The sequence below is a fragment of the Sphingobacterium sp. BIGb0116 genome (genome assembly GCF_024808035.1).
Taxonomy (GTDB): Bacteria; Bacteroidota; Bacteroidia; order Sphingobacteriales; family Sphingobacteriaceae; genus Sphingobacterium; species Sphingobacterium paramultivorum.
The window spans coordinates 120,003-145,487 of the sequence record NZ_JANUDT010000008.1 but is presented as its reverse complement, the minus strand read 5'-3'; the positions used below and the strand labels follow the sequence as shown (position 1 = coordinate 145,487).

At 42.8% G+C, this 25,485-nt stretch carries 14 protein-coding genes; 7 read left to right on the top strand and 7 right to left on the bottom strand.

Features of this window, described 5'->3' with window-relative positions; all coding sequences use genetic code 11:
• Window position 1 precedes the first annotated feature (1 nt).
• The 3 genes from M2419_RS18710 to M2419_RS18700 all read right to left on the bottom strand — a co-directional run bounded on the left by M2419_RS18710 (window position 2) and on the right by M2419_RS18700 (window position 5,445).
• Window positions 2–3,655 carry a SusC/RagA family TonB-linked outer membrane protein gene (locus M2419_RS18710; protein ID WP_202883700.1) on the bottom strand — a complete coding sequence of 1,218 codons (3,654 nt, stop codon included), beginning with the start codon at window positions 3,653–3,655 and terminating at the stop codon, window positions 2–4.
• A gap of 116 nt (window positions 3,656–3,771) precedes the next feature.
• Entirely contained in the window at window positions 3,772–4,761 is a 990-nt protein-coding gene (locus M2419_RS18705; protein WP_182330208.1) for a FecR family protein, read from the bottom strand.
• Between the two features lie 63 nt (window positions 4,762–4,824).
• Window positions 4,825–5,445, bottom strand: a complete 621-nt coding sequence (locus tag M2419_RS18700; RefSeq protein WP_153847085.1) for an RNA polymerase sigma factor — start codon at window positions 5,443–5,445, stop codon at window positions 4,825–4,827.
• 450 nt (window positions 5,446–5,895) lie between these two features.
• On the opposite strand from M2419_RS18700, the gene M2419_RS18695 reads away from it, so the two are divergent.
• From M2419_RS18695 to M2419_RS18675, 5 genes are all read left to right on the top strand, one after another.
• Entirely contained in the window at window positions 5,896–8,286 is a 2,391-nt protein-coding gene (locus tag M2419_RS18695; RefSeq protein ID WP_153847086.1) for a TonB-dependent receptor, read from the top strand.
• A gap of 587 nt (window positions 8,287–8,873) precedes the next feature.
• Window positions 8,874–12,074 carry a TonB-dependent receptor gene (locus M2419_RS18690; protein ID WP_259255508.1) on the top strand — a complete coding sequence of 1,067 codons (3,201 nt, stop codon included), beginning with the start codon at window positions 8,874–8,876 and terminating at the stop codon, window positions 12,072–12,074.
• Window positions 12,075–12,166: 92 nt separating this feature from the next.
• Window positions 12,167–13,870, top strand: a complete 1,704-nt coding sequence (locus tag M2419_RS18685; RefSeq protein ID WP_153847088.1) for a RagB/SusD family nutrient uptake outer membrane protein — start codon at window positions 12,167–12,169, stop codon at window positions 13,868–13,870.
• Window positions 13,871–13,872: 2 nt separating this feature from the next.
• A complete protein-coding gene (locus tag M2419_RS18680) occupies window positions 13,873–15,801 on the top strand; it encodes a heparinase II/III-family protein (protein WP_259255507.1) in 1,929 nt (642 codons plus the stop codon).
• 45 nt (window positions 15,802–15,846) lie between these two features.
• Window positions 15,847–17,103: a glycoside hydrolase family 88 protein gene (locus M2419_RS18675; RefSeq protein WP_153847090.1), complete on the top strand. Its 1,257-nt coding sequence runs from the start codon at window positions 15,847–15,849 to the stop codon at window positions 17,101–17,103.
• 67 nt (window positions 17,104–17,170) lie between these two features.
• Here the strand turns inward: M2419_RS18675 and M2419_RS18670 are convergent, their stop codons facing one another.
• Window positions 17,171–19,273, bottom strand: a complete 2,103-nt coding sequence (locus M2419_RS18670) for a polysaccharide lyase 8 family protein (RefSeq protein WP_153847091.1) — start codon at window positions 19,271–19,273, stop codon at window positions 17,171–17,173.
• Between the two features lie 20 nt (window positions 19,274–19,293).
• Window positions 19,294–20,703, bottom strand: coding sequence for a sulfatase-like hydrolase/transferase (locus M2419_RS18665; RefSeq protein WP_153847092.1), 1,410 nt, complete (start codon window positions 20,701–20,703; stop codon window positions 19,294–19,296).
• A 110-nt stretch (window positions 20,704–20,813) separates the two neighbouring features.
• Here M2419_RS18665 and M2419_RS18660 point away from each other — a divergent pair, with 110 nt between their 5' ends.
• Together M2419_RS18660 and M2419_RS18655 are read left to right on the top strand one after the other, a co-directional pair.
• Complete coding sequence (locus M2419_RS18660; RefSeq protein WP_227550259.1) at window positions 20,814–21,461, top strand: hypothetical protein; 648 nt, start codon at window positions 20,814–20,816, stop codon at window positions 21,459–21,461.
• A gap of 16 nt (window positions 21,462–21,477) precedes the next feature.
• Entirely contained in the window at window positions 21,478–22,560 is a 1,083-nt protein-coding gene (locus M2419_RS18655; RefSeq protein ID WP_153847093.1) for a Gfo/Idh/MocA family protein, read from the top strand.
• A gap of 109 nt (window positions 22,561–22,669) precedes the next feature.
• Here M2419_RS18655 and M2419_RS18650 read toward each other — a convergent pair whose 3' ends face one another.
• Together M2419_RS18650 and M2419_RS18645 are read right to left on the bottom strand one after the other, a co-directional pair.
• Window positions 22,670–23,914, bottom strand: coding sequence for a YdcF family protein (locus M2419_RS18650; RefSeq protein ID WP_235032953.1), 1,245 nt, complete (start codon window positions 23,912–23,914; stop codon window positions 22,670–22,672).
• A gap of 17 nt (window positions 23,915–23,931) precedes the next feature.
• On the bottom strand, window positions 23,932–25,452 hold the full coding sequence (locus tag M2419_RS18645; RefSeq protein ID WP_259255506.1) for a RagB/SusD family nutrient uptake outer membrane protein: 1,521 nt from the start codon (window positions 25,450–25,452) through the stop codon (window positions 23,932–23,934).
• Window positions 25,453–25,485: the final 33 nt, after the last annotated feature.

Below are 25,485 nucleotides of genomic sequence, written 5' to 3'. Positions count from 1 at the left end.
ATTAAAATGTCACATTTACTTTAAATCCAATAGGCATTGACCAAGGGGTAACGTTGTAGCGCTCAATCCCCTGTTTAAATCCAACACCAGTTTCTGGCTGAAAGGCCATTTCCGGATCTATACCTACTTTCGCTTTGGTCCATAAGATCAGGTTACGGGTATAGACTCCCACGCTGCCATTCTCTATTCCAAGACGTTTCAGCCATTTTCCTGATAAATCGTAGCTAAAGGACAGTTCCCGAAGCTTGATAAAAGAAGCATCAAATGTCGCCGCATTCATAAAATCCCAAGGGTAATTGTCTGAATAAGCGATATATTTTGTTCCTTCACCACCAAGATTCTCTGTATAACCTGTGATATTACCTTTATCATCATATTGTGCGATAACACCTGGATTAAACACCCCAAAATTGCCAACAAGACCACCCACACTGATCGGATAACCACCATACTCTTCGCCTGGTCCTCCAACAATGGGATACCTATTGCCCTGCACGCGAACAAGATTGTTATCGACCAAATAATTGCGTAGCGTTTCGCCTGTCATCCCATTGGGATTGATCATCTGATCAAGAAAACGTTGCGTGGTTAGATTCGATTCGAAATAGCGATAGGTCTGCGACATAAATTTCCCTCCAAAACGCATATCTGCGGCAATATTCATTGTCCATTTTTTATAGCGAAGACTTGACTGTAGGCCCATCGTGAAATCGGGATTAAAATTTCCGATTTTGTTTCGGCTATTATTGATCCGTACAGCCTGCCAAGAACCATTTTTATTGAGAATAGGAAAACCATAGTACGGCGACGATTGATCCTCCACGGTCACTAACTTGGAATCGTACAGATCCCCGATCTCTTCCCCGACATAGGTACGTGCCCCACCCCGACCGTCGGTCCAAAAGGTATAGAATTCTACACCATCAGAAAGCTCATCGATACGAGTACGATTGCGATGCCAGTTGACACCAACGTCCCAGGACCAATTTTCCTTGGCAATAGGTCGCCCGGAAACAGCAAGTTCAATACCGCGGCTGCTTAACAGTCCGGCGTTGATATTTTTCGAATTGAAACCACTTGATCCGGGAAGTGTTGTTGAAATAATTTGGTTTTTGTTCTCCAGCTTATAGTAGGTTCCTTCAAACTTCAGTCGATTATTCCACATGCCCAGATCCAAGCCAAATTCGTAAGATGTGGCAATTTCGGGCTTCAGATTAGGAACCAAGAGTGACCCCGAACGTGTTAGTCGCAATACATCACCCCAGCTACCGGGATTACTCAGTACATTGGAGAGATTATAGGGATAAGTATCATTTCCCACGCGCGCAATACCCGCTCTCAGTTTTGCCAAATTGATCGTTTTAGGCAGAGAAAACACCTGGTTAGCCAACACACTTAGGGATGCCGAAGGATAGAAATAGGATCGATTGTTCACAGGTAAGGTGCTGGACCAGTCGTTGCGCCCAGTCACATCCAAATAAACCATATCCCGGTAGCTTAGATTGATCAGTCCGTAAACACTGTTTATGGCTCTTTCAGAAATTGTACTGTAGAAATCCAAATTTAATGGACTGATATTGGCCAATGTGTAGAGTCCCGGCGTGATTAATCCTGCGCCATTCTTTGAGGTATTTTGCACGGATTTACCACGATTATACCGCAAATTTCCACCCAATGACCCTGTGATCTGAAAGTCGCTCATCTTCTTTGTATATGCTGTCAGAAAATCGATATTCTGTTCCATATTCATCAGATTAACAATCCCATAAGCACCTCTGGGTTCGTTCGTATAACTGTAAGGGATTTTTGTTTCCCTATTTTCCCAATAAATATCTGTTGCGTACCGTATCATGGCCGTCCAATCTTTTTTGATGGTCCAATCTAACCGTAAGTTTCCAAAGACGCGGTCTCTTGTAAAAGCATTATTTACTCCATAAGCAAGGAAATACGGATTATTGTGGTTGCCAATAGACTGTGAACGCTGTTGGATCTGCTCCTGCCCTGGCAGCCAATAATCCTGTAAGTCCAGAATATTGATGTGAGGTGCAACTTCATAAGCCGCTTGCATCGGATTGGTTCCCCGATTTCCCGCAGGTCTATTGTTGGAGTTATTTCTGCTGGCATCTAGCGAGAGCCCCAATGTCAAACTATTGCGAAGGCGCATGGTCGAATTGATATTCAAGGTGTTTCTGAACAGATCCGAATTGGGGATAATACCCTTATTGGCCATATTGGAATACGAGAAACGATAGTCCAATTTTTCGCTTCTGTTGCTGAGGGAAATCCCATTGGTACTTGTGACCCCAGTCTGGACAAAGTTTTTAATGTTATTTGGGTACGCTTTTAGTTCCGTAGGAATGGGCTTGCCGTTCTCGTCAAGTGGACTATTCCATTGGACAGCTTTATACCCCTTATCCAGTGCAGGGCCTACCATAACACTAGACTCCTCCTCAATAACTAAATTGCCGGGCAGGTCGCCTGGTCGCCATGGCAAGGTACCGCTTGCAAATTTGTTATGCAATTCAATAAATTTATACGGGATATCAAATACTGTGTTACTAGTCACAGCAATGGTCATCTTCTCCGCATTCTTACCACTTTTGGTTGTGATCAGCACCACACCATTACCTGCACGTGAGCCGTAAAGCGCAGCTGCACTTGGCCCCTTCAAGATGGAAATATTGTCAATATCTTCGGGATTGATATTGGCAATTGCATTACCATAATCCACTTTGTTGTCGTCACCGATCTGACCAACATTATTTAAACTATTCATCAAGGGCACTCCATCTACGACAAATAGCGGCTGGTTGTCTGTACTTAGCGATGATGCCCCCCGAATCACCATATTCACGCTGGAACCGGTGGGTCCTGTAGAACTAATCGAAACCCCGGGTATTCTACCTGCCATACCAACCAGAAAGTTATCATTATTGACCCGATTGATATCCTCGCCCTTAATTTTACCGACAGCATAACCAAGGGAACGATCCTGTCGTTTGATGCCCAATGCAGTCACGACCACTTCATCCAATTCGTTGTCATCTTCGTTTAAGACCACCTGACGTATACCTGCTGTGTTGGCATCGAGCTTGAGATCGTTCAACTCTTTTTTTTCATAGCCAACATGGCTTATCAGTACATCATATACGCCGGCAGCTAATCGAATGGTCACTTCACCTTTGGCATTCGACAAGGCGCTCTGTCCAGTCAGTGGAATATGTACAGAAGCTCCTCCAATAGGTCGTTTTGTGCGATCGACAAGCTGCAATTTCAAATCATAAGACTCTTGTTTACCCGTATTTTTTACAAGGACAATACCCCCTGACACTCTTTTTGACTTAATGTTGGTCCCGTTCAGGATATAGGCAAGGACTTCCTCGAAGCTCGCATTCTGGAATTTTTTTTCGGCAATTAAAATCCGATCTAATTGGAGCATACTCCGATCGTAGCCGATCGCTTGACCTGTTTGTTTTGACAACTGCAGTACCGCCTGCGCGGCGTTACCACTAGACAAATGAATATTGATATTATCCCAGTAAGCGTGATTGATCTTTTCCAATCCCTCAGCATGGCTATTGGTTACAGCACAAGAGACCATAGCGCAGATGGCAAGCTTTGTCGCAAGGCCGGTAAGCTTAATTATTTTATACATATATTTGTATGAATGTTTTAAACATGAATATTCAGGTGCTCACTGGTCGATTTAGCGGTTTGCCAGATGAGCACTTTTCTTGGGCAGATAAATTATGCTGTTCTACCCCCTACAGCTTATTTGTATAAGATTATTTCATTTTTCTCCCTCCTAAATTTGATTTGATGAATATTGCAAACGATATTCAGCACCTGGTCTAATGACTGTACATGCGGTATCATAAGCGAATAATTGAAAGTATCTGTATTCAGATTTTCGGTAAGCAACACAACACCGAAGCGGTTATAGATTATTTCTTTCAGTTCCTTGAAGCTGATGTTATTCAATTGCATACCGCCTTGTGTCCAAAGACTGATGTAAGCTGCATCGCTATCGAAAGTTTCAAAATCATTTTTATCTACGCTATACCGGACGGCCTTACCTGCTGTAAGAATATGGTTTGCTCCATTTTTTGCATTTAGAACACTCACCCGCCCAGTTTTAACTTCGACGGTGACATGTTTAGTAGACATCGAATTGTTGACGTTGAATGATGTTCCTAGGACTGCAACAGAGACGCTGCCTGTTTCTATCTTAAATGGATGTAAAGTATCCCGTCTGACCCGAAAGAATGCCTCCCCCCGATCTAAAAAGAATCTTCTATTTGATGCAAAATTCTTACGATCGTAGCGGATACGTGTATTTCCGTTTAAAAAAATGGATGTGCCATCAGGTAACTGAATTTCTTTCAATTCGCCCGCATTCGTAACCGTTTCCGTCAGTAATGCGACCGTTTCTGTACGCTTCCGAGAAAGCGACATCGGGTTGTGCTGTAAAAATAGCAGACTGATGCCTCCTAGGACCAAAATAGCCGCCGCTGCAGAAAGCCAGGAGAATTTTCTGATCGGTATGTTGGGCACCTTCTTTGCCCTGGCAGGTTCTTCAGCTATTCCTACACGAATAAATAATTCTTGTTTGATTTTTTCCCGATGATTTGCATCTATAAAAGGTGGAATGTCGTCGTTTGAAATAGACTCGTACCAGTCGTCAACATGACCTTTTTCCCCTTCAGTCAATTTCCCCTCGAGATAATCTGTTATGATAAGTTTAAAGCGTTCTAAATTCACCTGCATTAATTTTTATACTAATACAGATCAAAACGGGCAAAGTACTTTAATTAAATATGTTCTTTATATTAAATAATCATAAAGGAGATAGCTACCCGCAAGCAATAAAAATACAGAATCGTGGTTGGCAAATCTTCTTGTCAATTCGTACCGCATGATCTTTTTGGCCTCTGACAGGTAATTTTTAACGGTCTGTTCCGCCAGATTGAGTTCCTTGGCAATTTGTGTTATTGAATAATTGTCAGAACGCATTAGATAGACTGCTTTCATCAATTTAGGCAATTTGTCTATCGAATCATCCACAATAGCCTCCAGCGCCCTATACCTGGCAAAGGCCTGGCTATCCAAATTGGAAAAAGCTTCCATGCGTTCCATTGATTTCTCCAGGACCTGTTTTCGTACACGCTCCGAGGCGTAGTAATTCAGTATTTTGTTTTTGAGGGCTTTGTGAAAATAGAATTTTATATCGGAGTATTCAGTACTCACGAGCGATCGTTTTTCCCAGATATGGATGAATACTTCCTGCACAAGATCCTTAGCCTGATCCTCTTCCCGAAGATGACGAAAAGCGACGGTGTATAGATCCTCCCAATACCGCTCAAAGAAATAAGCAAAGGCAATGGGGTCACCTTCTTTAAAACGCAACACATAGTGGTTATCTACATTGGCTTCGGTAGTTTTCACCTAACAAAGATAGGTTCGTCAGATTATCAAAATGTTAATTTTTCGGGAAGCTTTTATTTGAATGAACTGCGCCATTTGAATGCACTCCACCATTTGAATGCACTCCGCCTGGCATTTGTAAAAAAACGTCCCAAAAATTGTTAATAAACATGTTAACTTTCTAGTATAGAGCAGATCTTTTGTTAAAAACGTAGCGGACTTCCTATTTTTTTACAATTAGGCATTTAGGGCAAAAACAGTTCAGACAAAATGTTAACAACAATGTTAATTAACTTGTAATCAACAACCTTCATGTTAATAACTACTTATCAGTAAAACCTATAAATTTCATGTAATGACATGTTAACAAAAGTTGAATCATGCATATTCGTGGGGTGAAAAACAAAAAATTCGGTAAAAGCTAAGGGTAAATTGAAAGTCGGCTGTCATAAAGATAAAAACTAATCTTTTATGAAACTATCGCCAATCTTACTCATTGGATTATCGCTTCAAGCAGGGTTTACATTCGCCCAGCAACCAGCATCGCCAAAGCAAAAAAATCAGGTTGTGACCGAAACTGTCAAAGGAACCGTGATAGATAAAAATACCAGACTACCGCTTACAGGTGCCACAATTGTCATTTCATCCAGTGATGGGACAAAGTCTGTAAGTACAGACGCACAGGGCATATTTCGGCTGCAGCAAGTTCCGGTTGGGCGTCAACAGCTTCAAGTTCGCATGGCTGGATATAAACCAGAAGAATTTACGGAATTACTGATCACCAGTGGACGGGAGAATATGGTCAATGTGGAAATGGAGCCGCAAATAAATGCATTAAATGAAGCTGTCGTCTATGCCAATGCCGGAAAACAACCGCTCAACCAGATGGCAATGACGAGTGGACGCTCTTTTTCGCCGGAAGAGACCAACCGCTATGCTGGCGCCTTTTTTGATCCCGCCCGTATGGCACAGAGTTTTCCAGGTGTTGCTGCCGGCGGCGATGACAATGAAATTATTGTTCGCGGAAATTCCCCCAAAAGCTTGCAATGGCGGCTTGAAGGTATCGAAATTGTAAATCCCAATCATTTTGGAGCCGAAGGCGCTGCAGGCGGCGGAATCAGTATGCTCAATACCATGGTATTGGGAAAATCTGATTTCTATACCGGTGGACTTGCCGCGGAATACAGCAATGCAACAGCAGGTGTTTTTGATCTTAGGTTCCGTAAAGGAAATACCGACAAACGCGAATACACATTCAACGTCGGAGTCCTGGGCGTAGGAGCAACGTTAGAGGGGCCTTTCAAAAAAGGAAGTGACGCATCTTATTTGATTAGTTACCGCTATTCTTCATTGAGTCTACTGGAAAAAGTAGGTGTAAAAGTTTCAGACACTGGCGTCCCAAAATATCAGGACCTTTCTTTTAATTTTGTATTTCCCACAAAAAAAGCCGGAACCTTTTCCTTATTCGGTATAGGTGGCTTGGGGAAACTTCAACAAACTGCCGAGCGTAATTACGAAAAATGGGAGGAACGAACAGATGCCCAGGATCTAAATTTAAAGTTCAACGCGGGGAGTGCTGGACTAAAACATCAATACATTGCAAACGACAGATTATATTTCACCGATATTGTTTCCATGTCCCTTAGCCGTAATTCCAATAGCACCGATACATTAACACGGGACTATATTTCCAGCCTTTATCACAAGGACAAATTTACGAATACGGCTCTTCGCTATGCGGGTACGCTTAACTATCGCGCCAACAGTAAAAACACGATTAGAGCGGGCTTAAATGCAAGTTTATTACACTATGACCTCTATGCGCTGTCCTACGACACCGAGCTAGCGGCATTGAAAGAGCGGATTAATGAAACTGGGAATACAAGTACTTATGATGCTTTTGCACAGTTAAAAACAGTTTTGAACGACAAAATAACGCTAAATACAGGAATACATGCAAATTACTTCGCCTTGAGCAAGAGCTGGTCTATCGAGCCAAGGCTTGGCCTAAACTGGCGTATTACCACAGATCAAACGATCTCCTTTGGGACTGGTCTATATAACCGACTGGAGCCCTTGGTCTACTATTTTGCCAAAAGTAGCGATCAAACAAGTCTTGAGCCAAACAAGCCTCTTTCGCCAACGAAATCTGCCCAGGCTGTTATTGGCTACGAAAAGAACCTAAGCAGAACACTCCGGTTTAAGACAGAAATCTATTATCAGCATCTTTATGATGTCCCAGTATCTACCGATTCCGACATCAACTTCTCCTTACTCAATGTATCGGATATTGCAGCCATTGGCACATCAAACTATCATCAGCTTATCAATAAAGGAACCGGCAAAAATTACGGCATTGAGCTAACGCTTGAGAAATCATTGAGTAAGGGTTATTACTTCATGGTAACGACCTCCTTCTTTGATTCCAAATTCAAAGCACGCAATGGCAAAGAATATAATACCACATTTAATACACGTTATGTAGGAAATATACTGATGGGGAAAGAATGGACCGTGGGAAAGAGTAAAAATAATCTGTTCGGTCTTAATGCAAAATTAATTTATGCCGGGGGAAGAAAGTACTCTCCTGTTCTGGAAGAAGAATCGCTTCGTTTAGACGAAGAAGTTATTGACCAAGATCGCATCAATACACTGACTGCCGCCCCCTACGTACGTGTTGATTTCTCATCGAGCTATCGGGTTAACCGCAAAAAAGTAAGCCATCTGTTTATTTTGGATATTCAGAATCTACTTAATAGAGAGAACACTGTGGGTATGCACTACAATTTCAGCAAACGCATCATTGAACCCCAAAAATGGACTGGTATTATTCCAACCATTAACTACCGGATTGAATTCTAATACGCAATAATAGCAAGTACAACGAAAAGGTTTATTTCCAATCGTTTGTCTCCAGACACTAGCCGCTGAAGACAAACGATTGGATTAATGAGACGAGCTCATGCTTCCAACAACGCTCTTAATTATTCGCTGTTTTTAAGTTACTAAAACCGATAGCCAACTGAAATACCTAAGGCGGTTACGTATAGCATCCACATTTGAAAAGGCAACTCCGGCTTTTACATTCCATTTTGTCTGTGCATAGCCTGCATATGCTCCAAGTGACAGATACAACAATAACGCGGTTTTTTTGATATTCATCATTTGATATTCACCATTTGATATTCATCATACGAAAAGAAATAGGCTTACATAATTTCCTTATTAAACGACAATCGCTTACAGACGCTACACTGACCTTTGAATTATTGATCCAAATACTCCCAGCAGGCATACCTTTATAAACAGATATTAACCAAAAATCTTTCGGTTTTTAGGCGGGTTGTTACGAAAACGATTGCGAGAAAACGTCCTTATTGTTCTTTATCAATACTGTAAATTCACTTCACAGAAAATTCATTTTTCAGACCAATTAAATCTAAAAGCCTATGATCAAGATCAAGAACACATCCGTTTCGAAGAATCGTTGGATGTATCCGGCAATACCATTATCCTGCTTGTTGGTCGTATCTAGCCTGACAACACAAGCGACTCCATTTGCACCTGTTAAAACAAACAGCAAGCTTTCACTGGCCATGCAGCAGACAACCATTCGGGGTAAGGTTGTAGACAAAGATGGCAAAGGCATCGCCAATGTCACCGTTCAGATTAAAGGAACGAATCTAGCAACATCGACCAATGCAAGTGGTTCATTCGAAATCAAGAGTCAGCAGAACGACGCAACATTGATTTTCACGAGCATCGGTTATAAAAGTATCGAAACGAAGGCGCAAGCTGGCAGCCCGCTTACGATCACCTTGGAGAATGAGTCCAAGGGACTCGACGAGGTTGTTGTTGTCGGTTTTGGTACACAGAAAAAAGAGAATGTAACCGGTTCGGTCTCTTCCATCCAGATGTCCGAGGTTGTGGAAAGCAGACCTGTAACCTCCTTGTCAGCTGGTCTAGCTGGACAGGCGCCGGGATTATATGTTAATCAGGGCTCAGGCAGACCGGGCAGTGATGGGGGAACACTACGTGTTCGTGGACAGGGAACACTCAATAATGCCAATCCTCTTGTCGTGATCGACGGTGTTATTGGCGACATGAACCTGATCAACCCGCAAGATGTTGAAAGCATATCTGTTTTAAAAGATGCAGCTTCGGCATCAATTTATGGTTCAAGAGCCGCAAATGGCGTTATCCTCATTACAACCAAAAAGGGTAAATCGGAGCAATTTAAAGTTATTTACAAAAATTATTTCTCGAGTCAAAAACCATCCAATACCATTGGAATGGTTTCCAACTATGCCAACTATATGGAGCTGATCAATGAAGGCTATCGCAATGGCGATCCAAATGCTAAGCCCATATTTTCGCAGGAAAAAATTGACCTTTGGCGCCAGGACGCTGGACAGGATCCATTGAAATATCCCAATACGGACTGGGTTTCGGATCTTTTCCAGAACAAAATCAGCCAAAACCACAACCTTTCCTTTACCGGAGGTAGTGACAAAATCAAATTCTTTGGTTCCTATGGTCTCCTCAACAACCCTGGGATCATCGAACAGGCAACCTATAAACGTCATACCGGACGTATCAATCTAGAAGCTGATGTAAAACCCTGGTTAACGTTGGGAGCCAACATCAATGGTGTCGTTTCCAAAACAGATATTGGTACCAACATCATCGATGATGTATTTACTTTTGCTGCAGCAAGTACTCCGGGAATGGTACTGCGTGCTCCAGATGGAAGATTTGGTTCGCCAAACAATCCGGAAGATGATCCGCAGTCCAACAACGTACTTCACCGCCTTTATGCGCAGAAAGGTAACATCAACAAAAACCGCTTCGTGTCGCGCTTCTACGGAAAACTGAAACCCATTGAGGGACTTTCCATCGAAGGATCATACACCTATACCTATGATGATGATTTCGTCTATTCCCAACCCGTGTTCAATGACCGGTGGAACTTTTTGACAAATACAATTGCCTCAGCGGGTACAGGCCGTTCGTCGGTAACTAACGAATCAATCAAATCCTACCGCTATTACATGGATGGAATTGCCAAATATAAAAACAAGCTCTTTGAGAAACTGAACTATGAAGTCATGGTCGGTGCCAGCCAGGAGTATTTTAAAGATGGCTGGTTTGCTGCATCCAAACTCGATCTTGTAGATCCGTCGCTGACCGTTCTGAATGCGGCGACTATGGATGCCTCAGCATCCGGCAATATCACCGATTGGGCTATGCGTTCGTTTTTTGGTCGGATCAACCTATCCTGGGATGACAAATATTTGTTGGAAGCCAATCTACGGACAGACGGTTCATCGCGTTTTATGAGCGGAAAAAGTCGATGGGGAACTTTTCCTTCAGCTTCTTTTGGCTGGAAAGTTTCTTCAGAGGATTTCTATGACATCAAATGGATGCCCACTTTGAAATTCCGCGCATCATATGGCGCCTTGGGTAACAATGGAACCTCCGATGAGTCTTTCCGCAAAAACGCCAACATCAACAATTATGAATATCAAGCGCTTTATAATCCAACAAACTATGTGTTAAACAACCAGCTCTATGTAGGTTTTGCACAGACCGTATTGAGTAATGCGCTTCTGACTTGGGAAAACACTTATATCCTGAATGCTGGTTTAGATTTTGACCTTTTCAATTACAAACTAGGAGGCTCGATCGATGTCTTCAACAAAGTAACAGACAACATCTTAATCAACCTACCCGCTCCGCTTGTTGTCGGAAATGCAACAATACCACGCACCAATGCAGCGAAAGTACGCAATAATGGTGTCGAGCTGAATTTGACTTACCGCGATAAAATTGGCGATAATTTTAAATTCAACATTGGAGGTAACTTTACTTTCATTGACAATAAAGTAGTCAAGTTTAAAGGCAATGACAAGTCTATTAGCGGTTCCAATTTGCTTCAGGAAGGTTATGCCATCAATACCCAATATATTCTGTTGACAGACCGCATTTTACAGACAGATGCTGATATGCAGCTCGTGCAACAGATGATCGATAATGCGCCAATCGACCCAAACACCAATCAAAAAGTCAATCCATTCGCATCCTATGGTACACCTAAAAAAGGTGATCTCTTGTATAAAGACACCAATGGCGACGGCGTCATCAACGACAATGACCGGGTCCCGGTAGGTCATGGTACAGCGCCACGGATGACCTATGGTTTTAACATGGGATTCGATTATAAAGGATTTGATTTCTCAGTCTTCTTGCAAGGTAACGCAGGCAACAAAGTCGTGTGGACAGACGGTTATTACACACCTACTGTTCGCTGGGGCTATCAAATCAATCAGGAAATTGCTGATGGCCGATGGACTGAAGGTGCAACAGATGCAAAATTTCCGCGATTGTTGCCTTATACAGATACAAGAAATACCAAAAACAGTGATTTCTGGTTACAGAACAAGGCATTTATCCGCGTAAAAAATATCCAGCTGGGCTATACAATTCCGAACGATATCACCAAGCGGATACAGGTACAAAACCTACGCGTCTTTGCTTCGCTGGAAAATTTCTGGACCATTACCAAATATAAAGGTTTCGATCCGGAGATCAGCGGTACCAACTATCCAACAATGAAACAGGCCGTTTTTGGAGTTAGCTTATCCTTTTAAGAAGAAAGGTGTGCGACAGGGGATATGTTCCCTACCTGTAACAGATAAATTATGAACAAAAGTTGAATAGGGCTTTTAATTAATTAAACCTCATGAAAAAGATTTCACTACTCATAGCCGGATGCATTGCTTTATCATCTTGTTATAAGCTTGATACCAACCCCTACAGTCAGGTAAGTGCTAGCACATTCTGGCAGAATGAAGACCAGGCCTTAGCTGGCGTACTGGGCTGTTATAACGACTTAAAAAAAGAAGCCACCTTTGGCTTGCAATTTTCTTACGATGGACTTACCGATATTGGTCTGGGCTATGATCCTCCGGGTTTGGGCGAAGTAATCAGCGGTACTTTTACGGACCGTTCGTCAATTATTGTGGATAGATGGCAAGCGGGTTACGATCTTATCCAACGTTGTAATCATGCAATCGCGCATATCCAGCCCATGACCATAGACAAGGCCAAACAGGAGGGCTTTATTGCAGAAGCGAAGTTCTTACGTGCGCTCATGTATTTCCAGCTCACCAATCTATATGGCGCCTTGCCGATATACGATGAAACTGTCGACTTGAACAAAGATTTCGCTGATCTTAAAAACAGTCGGTCTTCGGTAGAAGATGTCAATAAGTTTATCCTCAATGATCTGAACTATGCAATTGAAAAATTGCCGGTAAGCTATGATGCAAAGTATTATGGCCGGGTCACCAAAGGAGCTGCGTATGCTTTGAGAGGGAAAGTAGCCCTTTACAATAAAGATTGGGCGGGAGCAATCCGGGATTTTGAAGAGATTGTTTACAACAAGACCAACACCTATGGCTATAGTTTAAGCACAAGCTACTCGACCTTATTCACCATGGATGGTGATCAATCGCCGGAGATGATTTTTGCCATTCAGAATATGGGTGGTACGGGCTTCCCTTATGGTATGCCCATGGCCTTCTATATGGGAACGCGTTCAACCTTTGGTAGCGACTGGAACAACTGTATGCCGAGCACACGTCTTGCTGATCGCTACGAAAACCGCGATGGTAGTCCATTCAACTGGAATGATTATTTCCCCAACTATACAACCGATAATGCGGTCAAAAAACAGGCGATGGAGTCTACGCAATCTGGAGGCACGCTTACCAAAGTACCAGATACAGCAAAACTGCGTCAGATCTATGCCAATCGCGATCCTCGGATGAATCAAACCTTGATCGTACCTTATTCGCATTACTTAGGATGGAATGCCAACAAAGAAAGAGATATGCAGCTGATATTGGCAACCGGTGTAAACGAAAACTTTGGTCAGATCCGCAACAATCGGGGTTGGTACACCTATCTATGGCGGAAATTTGTTCCTGAAGGGAACCTAAAAGGCGCCATTACCGATCGTGCACATACACCGATCAATTTCCCTATTATACGTTTGGGCGATGTACTTTTGATGCTTTCCGAAGCGTACAACGAGTCCAATCAATTGGACAAAGCGATTACTGAGCTTAATAAAGTACGTACACGCTCTAAAATGCCAGCACTAAATAGTGGCAGCTCATTTTTGGTTGTCGGCAGCAAAGCAGATATGAGCAAACGTATTCAGCATGAACGCGCTGTAGAACTAGCAGGTGAAGGATGGCGTTATTTTGATCTTAAGCGCTGGAACCTTTTAGAAAGCCTCTCCAAAGACTACATTGAAAAAAGTATTACCGGAGACAATCTCGTTACGCGTGGTTACCAAAGCCGTCATAAGCTTTGGCCAATACCAGGGCAAGAGATTGAAATGAACCCGGCATTACTACCACAAAATCAAGATTGGTAATTATGAGAATTTACTTAATCCTACTATTTTTCCTTAGCAGTTTTTCTTTCCAAAGACTGCTAGGGAAAGATCTGAACCTGCTAACAGGAGCTTTTAAACAGGAGAACCTGAAAGCCAGCCTAGGCGATGACAAATCTTGGGTTCCCTACCCTGCTTATTCCGACCGTTTAGCCTGGGATAAGCTGATGGCTCCCTTTAAAGAGCGTATTATAAAAAAGGGAAACGAGGCCCTGAACTACCAATGGCAGGTCGTCAAAGCAACCGACTACCTTGAATATGAGCGTTCAGGCAACCGCAGCATAATGGAAAAGCCAATGAATGAAAATTGTACCGCGCTGACCAACCTACTGTTGGCGGAGCTTGCAGAAGGACAGGGGCGCTTTGTTGACCAAATCCTAAACGGCAGTTGGCAATTGACGGAAATGGCAACATGGTCTCTCTCGGCACACCTTGGGGCCTTTCAGTCCAGTAAGCGATCATTGCCGCAAGAGCGCACAAAAGTAGTCGATCTGATGGCCGGTGATGTAGGCTCGCTCCTCTCCTGGGTTCATTATTTCTTCCGCGATACATTCAATACAATAAACCCCGAAATCAGTACCCGTCTAAAACAACAGATCCAACAACGCATTATACAGCCCTATCTGGATCGTAACGACATGTGGTGGCAGGCATTTGAACTCAAGGAAACACAGGTGGTCAATAACTGGAATCCATGGTGTAACTTTAATGTTCTTACGGCCTTGCTTTTGGTTGAGGACAATCCCGATATACAACTGGCGGGAATTTATAAGACAATGTCTTCTGTGGATCGCTTTATCAATTATGTCAAAACAGACGGTGCCTGCGAAGAGGGTCCCTCCTATTGGGGCCATGCTGCGGGCAAACTGTACGATTATTTAAAAATACTTTCGCTGGCCACCAAGGGCAAGATCAATATTTTTGATAAACCTGTAATTCGCGATATGGGCGAGTACATTGCACAATCCTATATTGGCGGAGATAAATGGGTAGTTAATTTTGCCGACGCTTCGGCAAAAGGGGGCGGCGACCCACTATTGATCTACCGTTATGGACAGGATGTCAATAGTAGCGAGATGATGCAATTTGCCCGATATATGGAAAATACCGGCGACAAAACTGCAAATTTCAAACCTTCAAGGGATATTTTTCGCGCCTTCGAAGACCTGAGATGCTATCCACAACTAGAGCGTGTTACCGCTGCGCTCCCTCAAAATAATGCGAAGTGGTATCCGGAAACACAATTTATATATCTCAAAAAGGGTCCGTTTTTCTTTGCCGCCAAAGGTGGTTTCAATAATGAAAGTCACAACCATAACGATGTCGGGAGTTTTATCTTATACGAAGATCAACAACCACTGTTCATTGATGCCGGCGTCGGCACCTATACCAAAAAGACCTTTAGCGATGACAGATACAGTATCTGGACGATGCAGAGTGCTTACCATAATGTTCCGATGATCAATGGAGCCGACCAATCTTTTGGAAAGGAATATAAAGCTGAAAATGTAGCATTTCTGCCTGCACAAAATAGATTCCAACTTGATATTGGAAAAGCATATCCGAAGTCGGCGAATGTTGAACACTGGAATAGAAGTTACACCCTCGTACAAAACGGGCTGGACATTCAGGATGAGTTTAAAATCACAGGTCCTAAGCAGGCCAATATTATCCATTTTCTGGTTGCTCAGGAACCAAAAATTGGCAAAGGGGAAATCCGCCTCAATAATGGGCACGCAACCCTACACTTTGATGCCGGACAGTTCACAGCGAGCTACGAAGTCATTCCTCAGGATGACTCCCGTTTGAGTCAGGTATGGGGTAAGGAACTCTATCGTATCAAACTCACCGCTAAAAGCATCAAATCCGCTGGAAAATACACCTTTACGATTCGCCAAGAGGCTATAAAATAAAAAGAATCGAGATTATTATGTAACTTACTAAGAATATAAGCCGTTATGAAAAAAAGAAAACCTGGTCTAAAAGCACTTTTTGTGATCACATCCAGTCTGATTGCACTGAGTTTTACAGATCAAAAACCAAGCTTTATTGACACAAGTTTTAAAGCTGCAGAAAAACAATATCAATTTTTAGAACAAGCTGCAGAAAAGCAGCACAAATTTCCACGCACATTGAGTCCTGCAGGAAAACTGGTAGGGACAGACGAATGGGATTGGACCGGCGGTTTCTTCCCAGGGTCACTGTGGTATATCTACAACCATACCCATAACAAAGAGACCGAAGCTGCGGCGATCAAATGGACAGAGGCGCTTGAAAAAGCCAAAGACCTTGATCAACATCATGATATTGGTTTTGTGATGTATTGTTCCTATGGCAATGCCATTAAATACCTCAAAGATCCCAAAAAGGTTGCCGCTTATAAGGATATCCTCATCCACTCGGCAAATACTGCGCTTAAACGTTATAATCCACAGGTGGGCGTCATCAAATCATGGAACGAGAAGAAGTCCTGGGACGGCAAGACCCTATGGAAATATCCAGTTATTATCGACAACATGATGAACCTGGAAATGCTGTGTTATGTGTCCGACTTGACTGGAGATACCAAATATAAGGATGTGGCCATCAGCCACGCCACCCAAACCATGAAAAACCATTTTCGTAAAGACTACAGTACTTACCATGTTGTCGATTACGATGGTAATGGCCATGCTATCCACCAACAAACGAACCAAGGATATGCCGACAATTCAACCTGGGCACGCGGTCAAGCCTGGGCTATTTATGGATTTACCATGATGTACCGGGAGACCAAAAAACCAGAATTTCTTAAAACGGCAAAAGCGGCGGCGAAGTTTTACATGACCCATCCGAATCTTCCAAAAGATAAAATTCCGTATTGGGATTTTAATGCCGGAAAGCCGGGTTATAAATCGGATGCTGATTTTTCTTCCTTGAAATTAAATTTTGTACCGCGCGATGCCTCAGCTGCGGCCATTGTTGCGTCTGCACTGATTGAACTCTCAACATTGACCACTGGCACCGAAAGCAAATCCTATTTGACATTTGCTCAGGAAAGCCTGCAAACACTATCAGGAGCCACCTATTTTGCTAAATATGCAAGCAATGGCGGTTTCTTACTGCAGCATAGTGTGGGTAGCTTACCCCATCATTCGGAAATCGATGTTCCGCTGACCTATGCAGATTATTATTATCTGGAAGGTTTGACACGGTTGGAGCAGCTCAAAAAATAAAAATACAAAGGGGAGATATTTAATATCTCCCCTTTGTATTTTTATAAGCTTTCCAATTGAATCTGGATTATTTCTTCCCGATCGCGATTTGGTTACTTACAGTACTCCCGGCGTATTCGCCCTGTGGAAGCGAAACCTCCAACGATTGATTTACACGAAGCTGTTTATTGACGAGCAGAACCTTCACTGTTTTGGCTCTTTGGAGTGGATCTGCCACATCAAGCTGCATGCTAGTTGCTTCTCGTAGGTTCAATTGCATGATAGCAGGTTGATCGAGCTTTATAGACCAATCGCCAACTTGGTACGTTCCTGCTTGATAACAAACAATTTGTAGAATCCGGCTCCCTTCATGCTCCACGGCCTGTAAATCCGATGTATTCTGCCAAATTTTTAGCTGCTGCATTACTTTTGTATCAACAGTTTTGGTACCAGGCACAACAATATAAGCATAGCTCGCATTGTTTGGAGCAACAGCATGATCAAACCAAAGCTTGAAGACCTTTCCATGTACAACATCTTTGGAACGGGAACGGTTGATCCGGTACCAGGAACCAACCTGATCTTTGGTTGTCAATCCAACATTCATAGCTGCTGGAAAATAATACAGAACATTGTTATGGGTTATAAAATCGCCTGCTTTGACAGGTCTCTGTACTGAATCGAGTGCAGACATTTCCTTTCCATTCCAGACAACGGGTCCATTCAGCCAAGTTTGGTTTAAGGTTGTTACCACAGCTTCTGGCGCAGCACAATGAATCCCAGCACCCAAACAAACAATTTCCCGATCGAAAAAGAACCAGGCTTTTTGAGCCCTGACCCCGTCGTACTGGACCGACATAGCTGAAGCCCCTGTCTTATCGTTGCTTACGCCGCCCGCAAAGTTATTTGCAGCAAGTGCTCCCCATTGTTCTTTCAATTCCAGGTCGCCTGGATAATCGCGTGTTGTCGTTCCAGGAATTTTATCCCACTCCCATACGGGCATAATATTATAATATTCGGGTCCAAATACCTGAATATTGGTCACACCATCAGACATATTGCGACCAAGAACGTTTTCTCCATTTCCAGACTCCGATTTATTGGTACGGCTACTGGCCAACCGAACATTAAAATGGAATTGCTTACGCAGATGAGTCGTGTAGTCTCCTTTCCAGTAATGGCGGTGAGCCTCGATATTCTCAGCGTCAAAAGGCTGGACGCTATCTAGTTTCGCTAGCGCTTTATTCCAAATGGTATTTTTGGCGGGATCAATCAACTTCATTTGTTGTAATATGGCGGTTTCCTGTGTTTTTTCCAAGATATTGGGGCGTGAGATCCCGCGACCATGTACATTAAAATCGATATAGCGCGAACGAATAATTGGCAGGTAGGTTTCTGTAAGAAAATGTTCAAAAAGGCCGAGTCTCTTCATGTCTACAGCATAAGGTGTCTCGCGCACATAGGCCATAACTTTTGAGATCCCCTTCAGAAATTCCTCCCCATAGCCTGCAATGTATAATTGAGGGCCATGTTGTAAGTAAGAGAAATCGTATTGCAGTCCTTCCTTGCCATTCACGAGCTGTATCGGAAAAAGCAGCTGCTCCATAGCAGCAGCTAAAAGATTTTCATCTTCCAAGATCAATGCACGATAAAAATAGTGCATGGCAATATCACTTTTATTCGCCCCTGTTTTTGTGTAAGGATCACCACGCTTCATCAGCTCAACAAGTGGAGTCTCTAGTGTAGTAGGAATTTTTTCCTTTCCAAATTTCATCAGGATAAGACAGACACCGATGGCTTTTGGCGAAGCGATCTCGTTATGCCACCAATTTGAAGACTCAAAACGATTATTTGCCCAATATTGTGCGGCAAGCAGGATTTTATCGTAAAGTGATTTTTGCTGATAAGATGCACTTTGTGGAGACACATAGGCGACAATAAGTGTCCTTAACCGATCCAAGTGTTCTCCCGGAGGCCAAAGCGATATTGACTTACTGCTGTAATCGATATCTGCCCAAGTACCATCAGTACGCAGTTGATTACATAGGCTCAACGTTTTATCTGCATTTGGCAATGGGCCACTTAACTCATCATCGTATACATGCTTTTTAATACGCACAAACGTATCGCTGTTCTGCGCCTTTGCCATAACCAAGGCAAAGGACAATAAAAATAGGATTAGTCCTTTCATCTGTTTTTAGTATTCATTACTTAAGGATATTGTCGTTCTGCGGCTCGTCCGACGACATCCATCCGGTGTTTCATCAGTTGATTTTGATCATTGTCCAATACGGAGCTCAGCCATTTGGGATTCTCCAGTCCCTTTTCCCATTCCGTCAGTTTATGCAGCATCTCCTTTACATGCTCAGGGTATTTAGCGGCCAGATTATGCTGTTCCCGAAGGTCATCCCTAAGATTGAACAATAATATCGGATCATCTTTAACCACAATCAGTTTCCACTCTTTGTGTCGCACAGCACGTGCAATCCCTCGACGCCAGAATAAATAGTCGTGTCCATTTTTCACATCCTTATAGGAAGAGAGTAAACTGATGCCATCGATTTGCTGACCCTGGATTTTCTTCCCTTTTATTGCGTCGATGCTGGTGGGTAAAATATCCATTCCCGATACCATGGCATTTGATGTTATCCCTTTCGGTAGCTTGGCTGGCCATTGCATGATAAGGGGAACCCGAATTCCACCTTCCCATTTCGATCCTTTTAAACCACGCAATTGCCCATTGTCTGCGCCATTATTTGTTGCCGCACCATTATCATTCATAAAAATAATTAAGGTGTTTTCATAAAGTCCTTCTTGCTTTAAATGTTCGATCAGACGTCCAATATTTTCATCCATATTGTCCAACATAGCCAAGTAAGCACGTCGCAAAGGATCCGCTACATCTTTATACTTATCAATGGTCTTCAAGGGCGCTTCGACGGGTGTATGCACAGCATTGAAAGCTAAATACATAAAAAAAGGCTGGCTTCGATACTGTTGAATATACGCAATTGCTTTATTGGTCAATGTTTCAGTCAAATAATGAATTGAGTCTTCGGGGACTATACGTCGATCGTCATAAAGCAGCTGCGTTGGCTTCACGGCTCCATGGATTGGGAAGTAAGGCCGGTCACCACCAATAAAACCATAAAAATGTTCAAACCCACGTTTCAATGGATTAAATTGTGGACCATCCCCCTGATGCCATTTGCCAATCGCTACAGTTTTATAGCCGTTATACTTCATGAAGTCAGCAATGGTGGCTACCTGCGTATCCATTCCGATATCTTCCGGTGCGACACCCGCAGTCGGGCGTTTCGAAATATTATGTTCAAAACCAAAGCGCTGCTGGTAGCGGCCAGAAAGTAAGCCCGCCCGAGAAGGAGCGCATACTGAAGCTGAGGCATAGGCCGACTGAAAACGCACGCCATTTTTCGCAAGTGCATCAATATTTGGAGTGTAGACCTCCTTACCGCCGTAACAACCAAAATCATCGTAACCTCCATCGTCGCTCAGGATGACAATAACGTTAGGATGTTGCTGTCCGAATACAGGAATCCCAAACCTAAAGAGTATATTCACAAGAGTTAATATACTATAGCAAGTAAATCGGTAGATCATAACATTAGATTTATCCTTAAATGTATCGTTAAATGTATAGGATTTTTTGTTAAAAAACCGCAAACGATTTCGTTAGGCTATTTTTAGACGATTAAAAATAAAGGTCAGAGATGAAAACAGATGAAAAAAAATTGGTCGGTACACTTGCTCATTTTTTGGTCAGTGATTCGGATGGCACTGCATTAAGGTCATTTTTGTGTTCATTGACCTATCAGCCCAGTACCATTAGAACCGAACTCGTTCAATTGTTGAACAAATGGCAAAACAAAGCTGCTGGAACAGTTTTTCTTGGGGAGGATCTCTGGACGGATTTTAAGCAACTTGTGGGGAGCAATCCCGATCTCGGCGTGGCTGTGATTGATTGCTGTAACATCAACGATATTGCAAGTTTTTACGAAGAAATCAATGCCGTCTACATGTCCAGCGAAAGCTGGAAGATAGGAAGCCTAGACGGCTTTGACGACCTGCTTTACGGTGGATTTGGGACCTTCAAAGACGCAGCTTCACATTGCATTGTTTGGAAGGATATTGCACACAGCAGGACGTCATTGGGCGTTGAAACAACTTTGGCGTATTATCAAGGTAAACTTGGAGCAGAATCACCGTTCAATCAAACGCATTTTCAAAAGAAACTCGATGAGCTAAAAGCTGGTCGTGGAGAAACCTATTTTGACATTGTGGCCGACATCATCCAATCGCACCGCAAAGTAACCTGGATTTACAACGGGTATCCTCAGCACAAATCGGTATATTTATAATAACTAAACTTAACATATGAAGCATCTTATCCGCCTAGTTTTCCTGCTCCTATTCTTCCAACAAATTGCACAGGCCAGTGAACGGCTTAAGGTTGCTGTTGCAGGGCTCAACCATGACCACGTATTCTTGCTTTTAAATTTATATAAGGATAAAAAAGTCGATATTATCGGTATTGCCGAACCGAATCAAACCTTATCAAACAAAATACGAACGCAGTATAATTTACCTGACGCAATCTTCTATCATGACTTACCCAGCTTATTGAAACATGTCAAACCGGATGCGGTACTTGCCTACAATCCAACCGATGAGCATATCCGCGTCGCAGAGACCTGTCTCCCGCTTAAGATCCCTGTAATGGTAGAGAAGCCCCTTGCTACGACTCTTTCTGACGCAAAACGTATTGCATTTTTGTCAAAACAGTTCGAAACACCCTTTTTGGTAAATTACGAAACGACCTGGTATAAAAGTAATCAACAGTTGAAGCAGCTGGTCGACAAGGGTGAAATTGGAAAAATCACACGCATACTTGTAAAAGACGGGCACGAAGGACCTAAAGAAATTGGCTGTAGCAATTACTTCCTCGACTGGCTTACTGATCCGAAAAAAAATGGTGGCGGTGCCGTGATGGATTTTGGTTGTTATGGTGCCAATCTGATGACCTGGCTCAAAAATGGAGAAAGGCCAATTTCAGTGACAGCCTTTACACAACAGCTCAAGCCAGATGTTTATCCAAAGGTAGACGACAATGCCACCATCATACTAAGCTACCGTGACGGCAGCACAGGTATTATTCAAGCTTCTTGGGCTTGGCCATACAGTGTTAAAGATCTGCAGGTTTTTGGCACAAAAGCTCAGCTCTACGCTAAAAACGATAAAGAGCTTCTAAAATACAAACAGCAGAATGATCCACCTACAAATATAACGACTACGGTCCCCTATTTTGAGAACCATATTGCCTATCTGGAACAGGTTCTGAAAGATGCCATGCCACCAGAAAATGATCTCGGATCGATCAATAATAATGTCACTGTGGTCGAAATCCTGGAAGCGGCAAAACGCTCGGCTAAAGAAGGAAAATCCATTGTTTTAAAATAAAAAAGGTCCGTAGCTTGCACCGCTACGGACCTTTTTCATGCCTTCCCATAAGCCATATACAACCCCGATCTGCTCAGTTAATAGATTAGCAATCGGCCTAGTTAGTCGACTAGGGGTCTAAGGGTTCATCAGGATCGATTGTATAGGCCTCTTCTTTTGCCTTGAACTCGATGATCACATCTGAAATTCGTTTACCCAATGTATAGGGAATATACCCCAATTCACGCATACAACGATCGCCCATCTTTTCCACCGCATCAATGTGCACTTTACTACTGTTAACGATGGCGTATTTATCTTTCGGAAAACCATAATTCAACAGAATACGTGCAGTATTACGCAAATTTGTGGTCGTATGCCTTGCATGTGGATCAATCAATATTGCCGCTTCAGGTACTCCCATAACCTCGATCAGATACTTTTTCATTTCTATTGCCTCAATAAAGCGAGTCTTATAGGGATGTACTTTACCGCCAGACAACACAATAAAAGGGGCTAGTTTTTCAAAGTAGCTTCGGGCTGCCATTCGCGCACGTAACATTCCACCAGGACTAATAGGCTGTCCATACACCTCGGGGCCTGCACCTAAGGTCAGCAACAGACTATAGGGATAGCTTGCGAAGTCGGTATTTTTGACCGCTTCGTAAGCTTTCTTGTTTTCGAGTTCAATCAGCGGCTCCAGTTGTGCCGCGTCCCATCGCTCATTAATTTCCAACAAGCGTACAGCAGTCATCATGGTCAAAAAAAATGCCGTTTTATGTGTTGGAATATCTTTGCGGATGTCTTGGCGAACATCGTCCAAAAGATGAAGGTAGGCCGCACGTCTTACATCGAAAGAGATCGAATCTATCTTGGGGTAATTGGGACTTTTGCCTCCTCCATAGACGTCCACCACATAATTCATTGCTTTTAAATCCTGTTTCAAGGCTTTCATAAAATAGGCCTTTGCCGTTTCATGATGCAACACACCATAGGTCATTGATGGAATAAGATTAGCCTGAACAAGCTGGTCCAATTTCTTGTTATGACCAATTTGCTCCGCCAACTGCTCTGCCAACAGGTCAATTTCGTTATCCTGCCATTTGAAGGCATTCAAATAGCACATGAGATCAGGACAACTGGCGCTGTTGTTAAAACGTTCGAACCGTTTTTCCAACACCTGTGCTACCGGCTTGGAGCCCACGAGCTCCTGTATAAGGGCAGGATCTTTTAAGAGCAAATAGGATGCATAATAATTCTTCTTGATCAGCCAATCCTGTGGACCAACAGGCATATTGTTTACTTGACCTTTGGAAATATGCAGGCAGCATATTCCCAAGGTAAGTAACAAGATCTTTCTGATATTTTTTATCATATCTATTCAATTGCAGATTAATAACCGGGGTTTTGATACATACGTGCCGGATCCAGCTTGTATTCATCAAAAAGAATTGGATAGTATCTATCTTTTGTCGAGATATTGGAGATTTTAGCATTTCCATAATCAGCCTGGCTCTTCGTTTTGAAATAAGTCACCAGTTCTTGTGCATTATAATTACGGATCAAATCAAACCAACGTTGGTTTTCAAATGCCAGTTCTACACGGCGTTCATGCAATATGGCCTCCTTTAAGGTTGGATATTTACTACGATAAGCCGTATTCAACATGGAAGTAGCATACGAAGGCAATCCTGCACGTTCACGTACTTGATCCAAAAGCGCGATAGCTTCCGCATCTTTACCCAAGTGATATTTTGCTTCTGCCAACAACAGCATCACATCGGCGTAACGGATCAAGATCCAGTCGTTTCCGCCCCAACCATTGGTACCGGCAGCGTCACTATTATCTCTAAATTTGGTTACAAACCAATCGTTAACCTGTGTATTCGCTGCAAACTTTACCGAGAAGCCTTTTCGGATATCGTCTTGCTCATAATCTTTAATCAGATCTAGTTTTGCTACCTCACCAGCACCTGTTGAATTGTAGCGTGAGTTGATGGTCTCTCCTCTCGCCTGGTAATTACGGGCAATACTCGAGCTATAGTTTTGGTCACCTTGTTTGTACTGAATCTGAAAAACAAGTTCTTTACAGCTATTCTTCTTAGTCACATCGAAAACATCCGCATAGGGGATTTCGTTCAGTTTGCCAAAAGTTCGCATTTGGTAGGCCGCATTGAGGTACTGTTCTGCCTTCGCAAAATTTTCTGCACTCCCCGACGTCTGCGTTGCTCCCAACGTTAAGTATACTTGACCCAAAATTGCATTAATGGCCGATTTAGATGCTCTGCCAATGACGTAATCTTTCTGTATATTGGGAAGATTGCTGGACAATGCCTCCGTCAAATCCTTAATGATCTGTTCGTACACAACCGACTCTTTTTGCCGAAAAGCCAATTCATTTGCTTGCTCTTTACTGGTCACCTGTACCGTAGATAATGGAATATCTCCGAATTTACGCACCATATGGAAATATAATAATGCACGAACGAATTTCGCTTCCGCAATATAACGTCCTTTTAATTCTGCACTTGTAAAGGTTACATCGTCGACATGTGATAGAACCACATTACAGCGGCTGATTGCCGCATACATAGCCGACCAATGAGTCTTTAGATAGGTATTACTTGGCAGCAACGAAAAGTCATTGAATTGGAATGGCTCCCCAGCGTTGGATTGGTTATCATTACGTCCACTATTATCCGAACGTTCCTCGTTATACAATGTACTGGATTCACCGATCGTACTTCCCGAACGAAGGGACTGGTAAAGACCGTTAACCGCCAAGAGCACATCATTTTCTGACTTAAAGTAATCATCGATCGTAACGGCGTTGGGATTTTTCTGATTTAAAAAATCTTTGGTACATGAAGACAATGCCAACAAAACAAAGGGTAATATATATCTTTTTTTCATCCTGTTATTTTTTTATTTTTCATCAGCCCACGG

Bases quoted from the DNA above. Each gene is read 5' to 3' on its own strand.
- M2419_RS18680 (WP_259255507.1), top strand. From the start codon at position 13,873: ATGAGAATTTACTTAATCCTACTATTTTTCCTTAGCAGTTTTTCTTTC.
- M2419_RS18685 (WP_153847088.1), top strand. From the start codon at position 12,167: ATGAAAAAGATTTCACTACTCATAGCCGGATGCATTGCTTTATCATCT.
- M2419_RS18690 (WP_259255508.1), top strand. From the start codon at position 8,874: ATGATCAAGATCAAGAACACATCCGTTTCGAAGAATCGTTGGATGTAT.
- M2419_RS18695 (WP_153847086.1), top strand. From the start codon at position 5,896: ATGAAACTATCGCCAATCTTACTCATTGGATTATCGCTTCAAGCAGGG.
- M2419_RS18660 (WP_227550259.1), top strand. From the start codon at position 20,814: ATGAAAACAGATGAAAAAAAATTGGTCGGTACACTTGCTCATTTTTTG.
- M2419_RS18670 (WP_153847091.1), bottom strand. From the start codon at position 19,273: ATGAAAGGACTAATCCTATTTTTATTGTCCTTTGCCTTGGTTATGGCA.
- M2419_RS18675 (WP_153847090.1), top strand. From the start codon at position 15,847: ATGAAAAAAAGAAAACCTGGTCTAAAAGCACTTTTTGTGATCACATCC.
- M2419_RS18655 (WP_153847093.1), top strand. From the start codon at position 21,478: ATGAAGCATCTTATCCGCCTAGTTTTCCTGCTCCTATTCTTCCAACAA.
- M2419_RS18710 (WP_202883700.1), bottom strand. From the start codon at position 3,655: ATGTATAAAATAATTAAGCTTACCGGCCTTGCGACAAAGCTTGCCATC.
- M2419_RS18665 (WP_153847092.1), bottom strand. From the start codon at position 20,703: ATGATCTACCGATTTACTTGCTATAGTATATTAACTCTTGTGAATATA.
- M2419_RS18645 (WP_259255506.1), bottom strand. From the start codon at position 25,452: ATGAAAAAAAGATATATATTACCCTTTGTTTTGTTGGCATTGTCTTCA.
- M2419_RS18650 (WP_235032953.1), bottom strand. From the start codon at position 23,914: ATGATAAAAAATATCAGAAAGATCTTGTTACTTACCTTGGGAATATGC.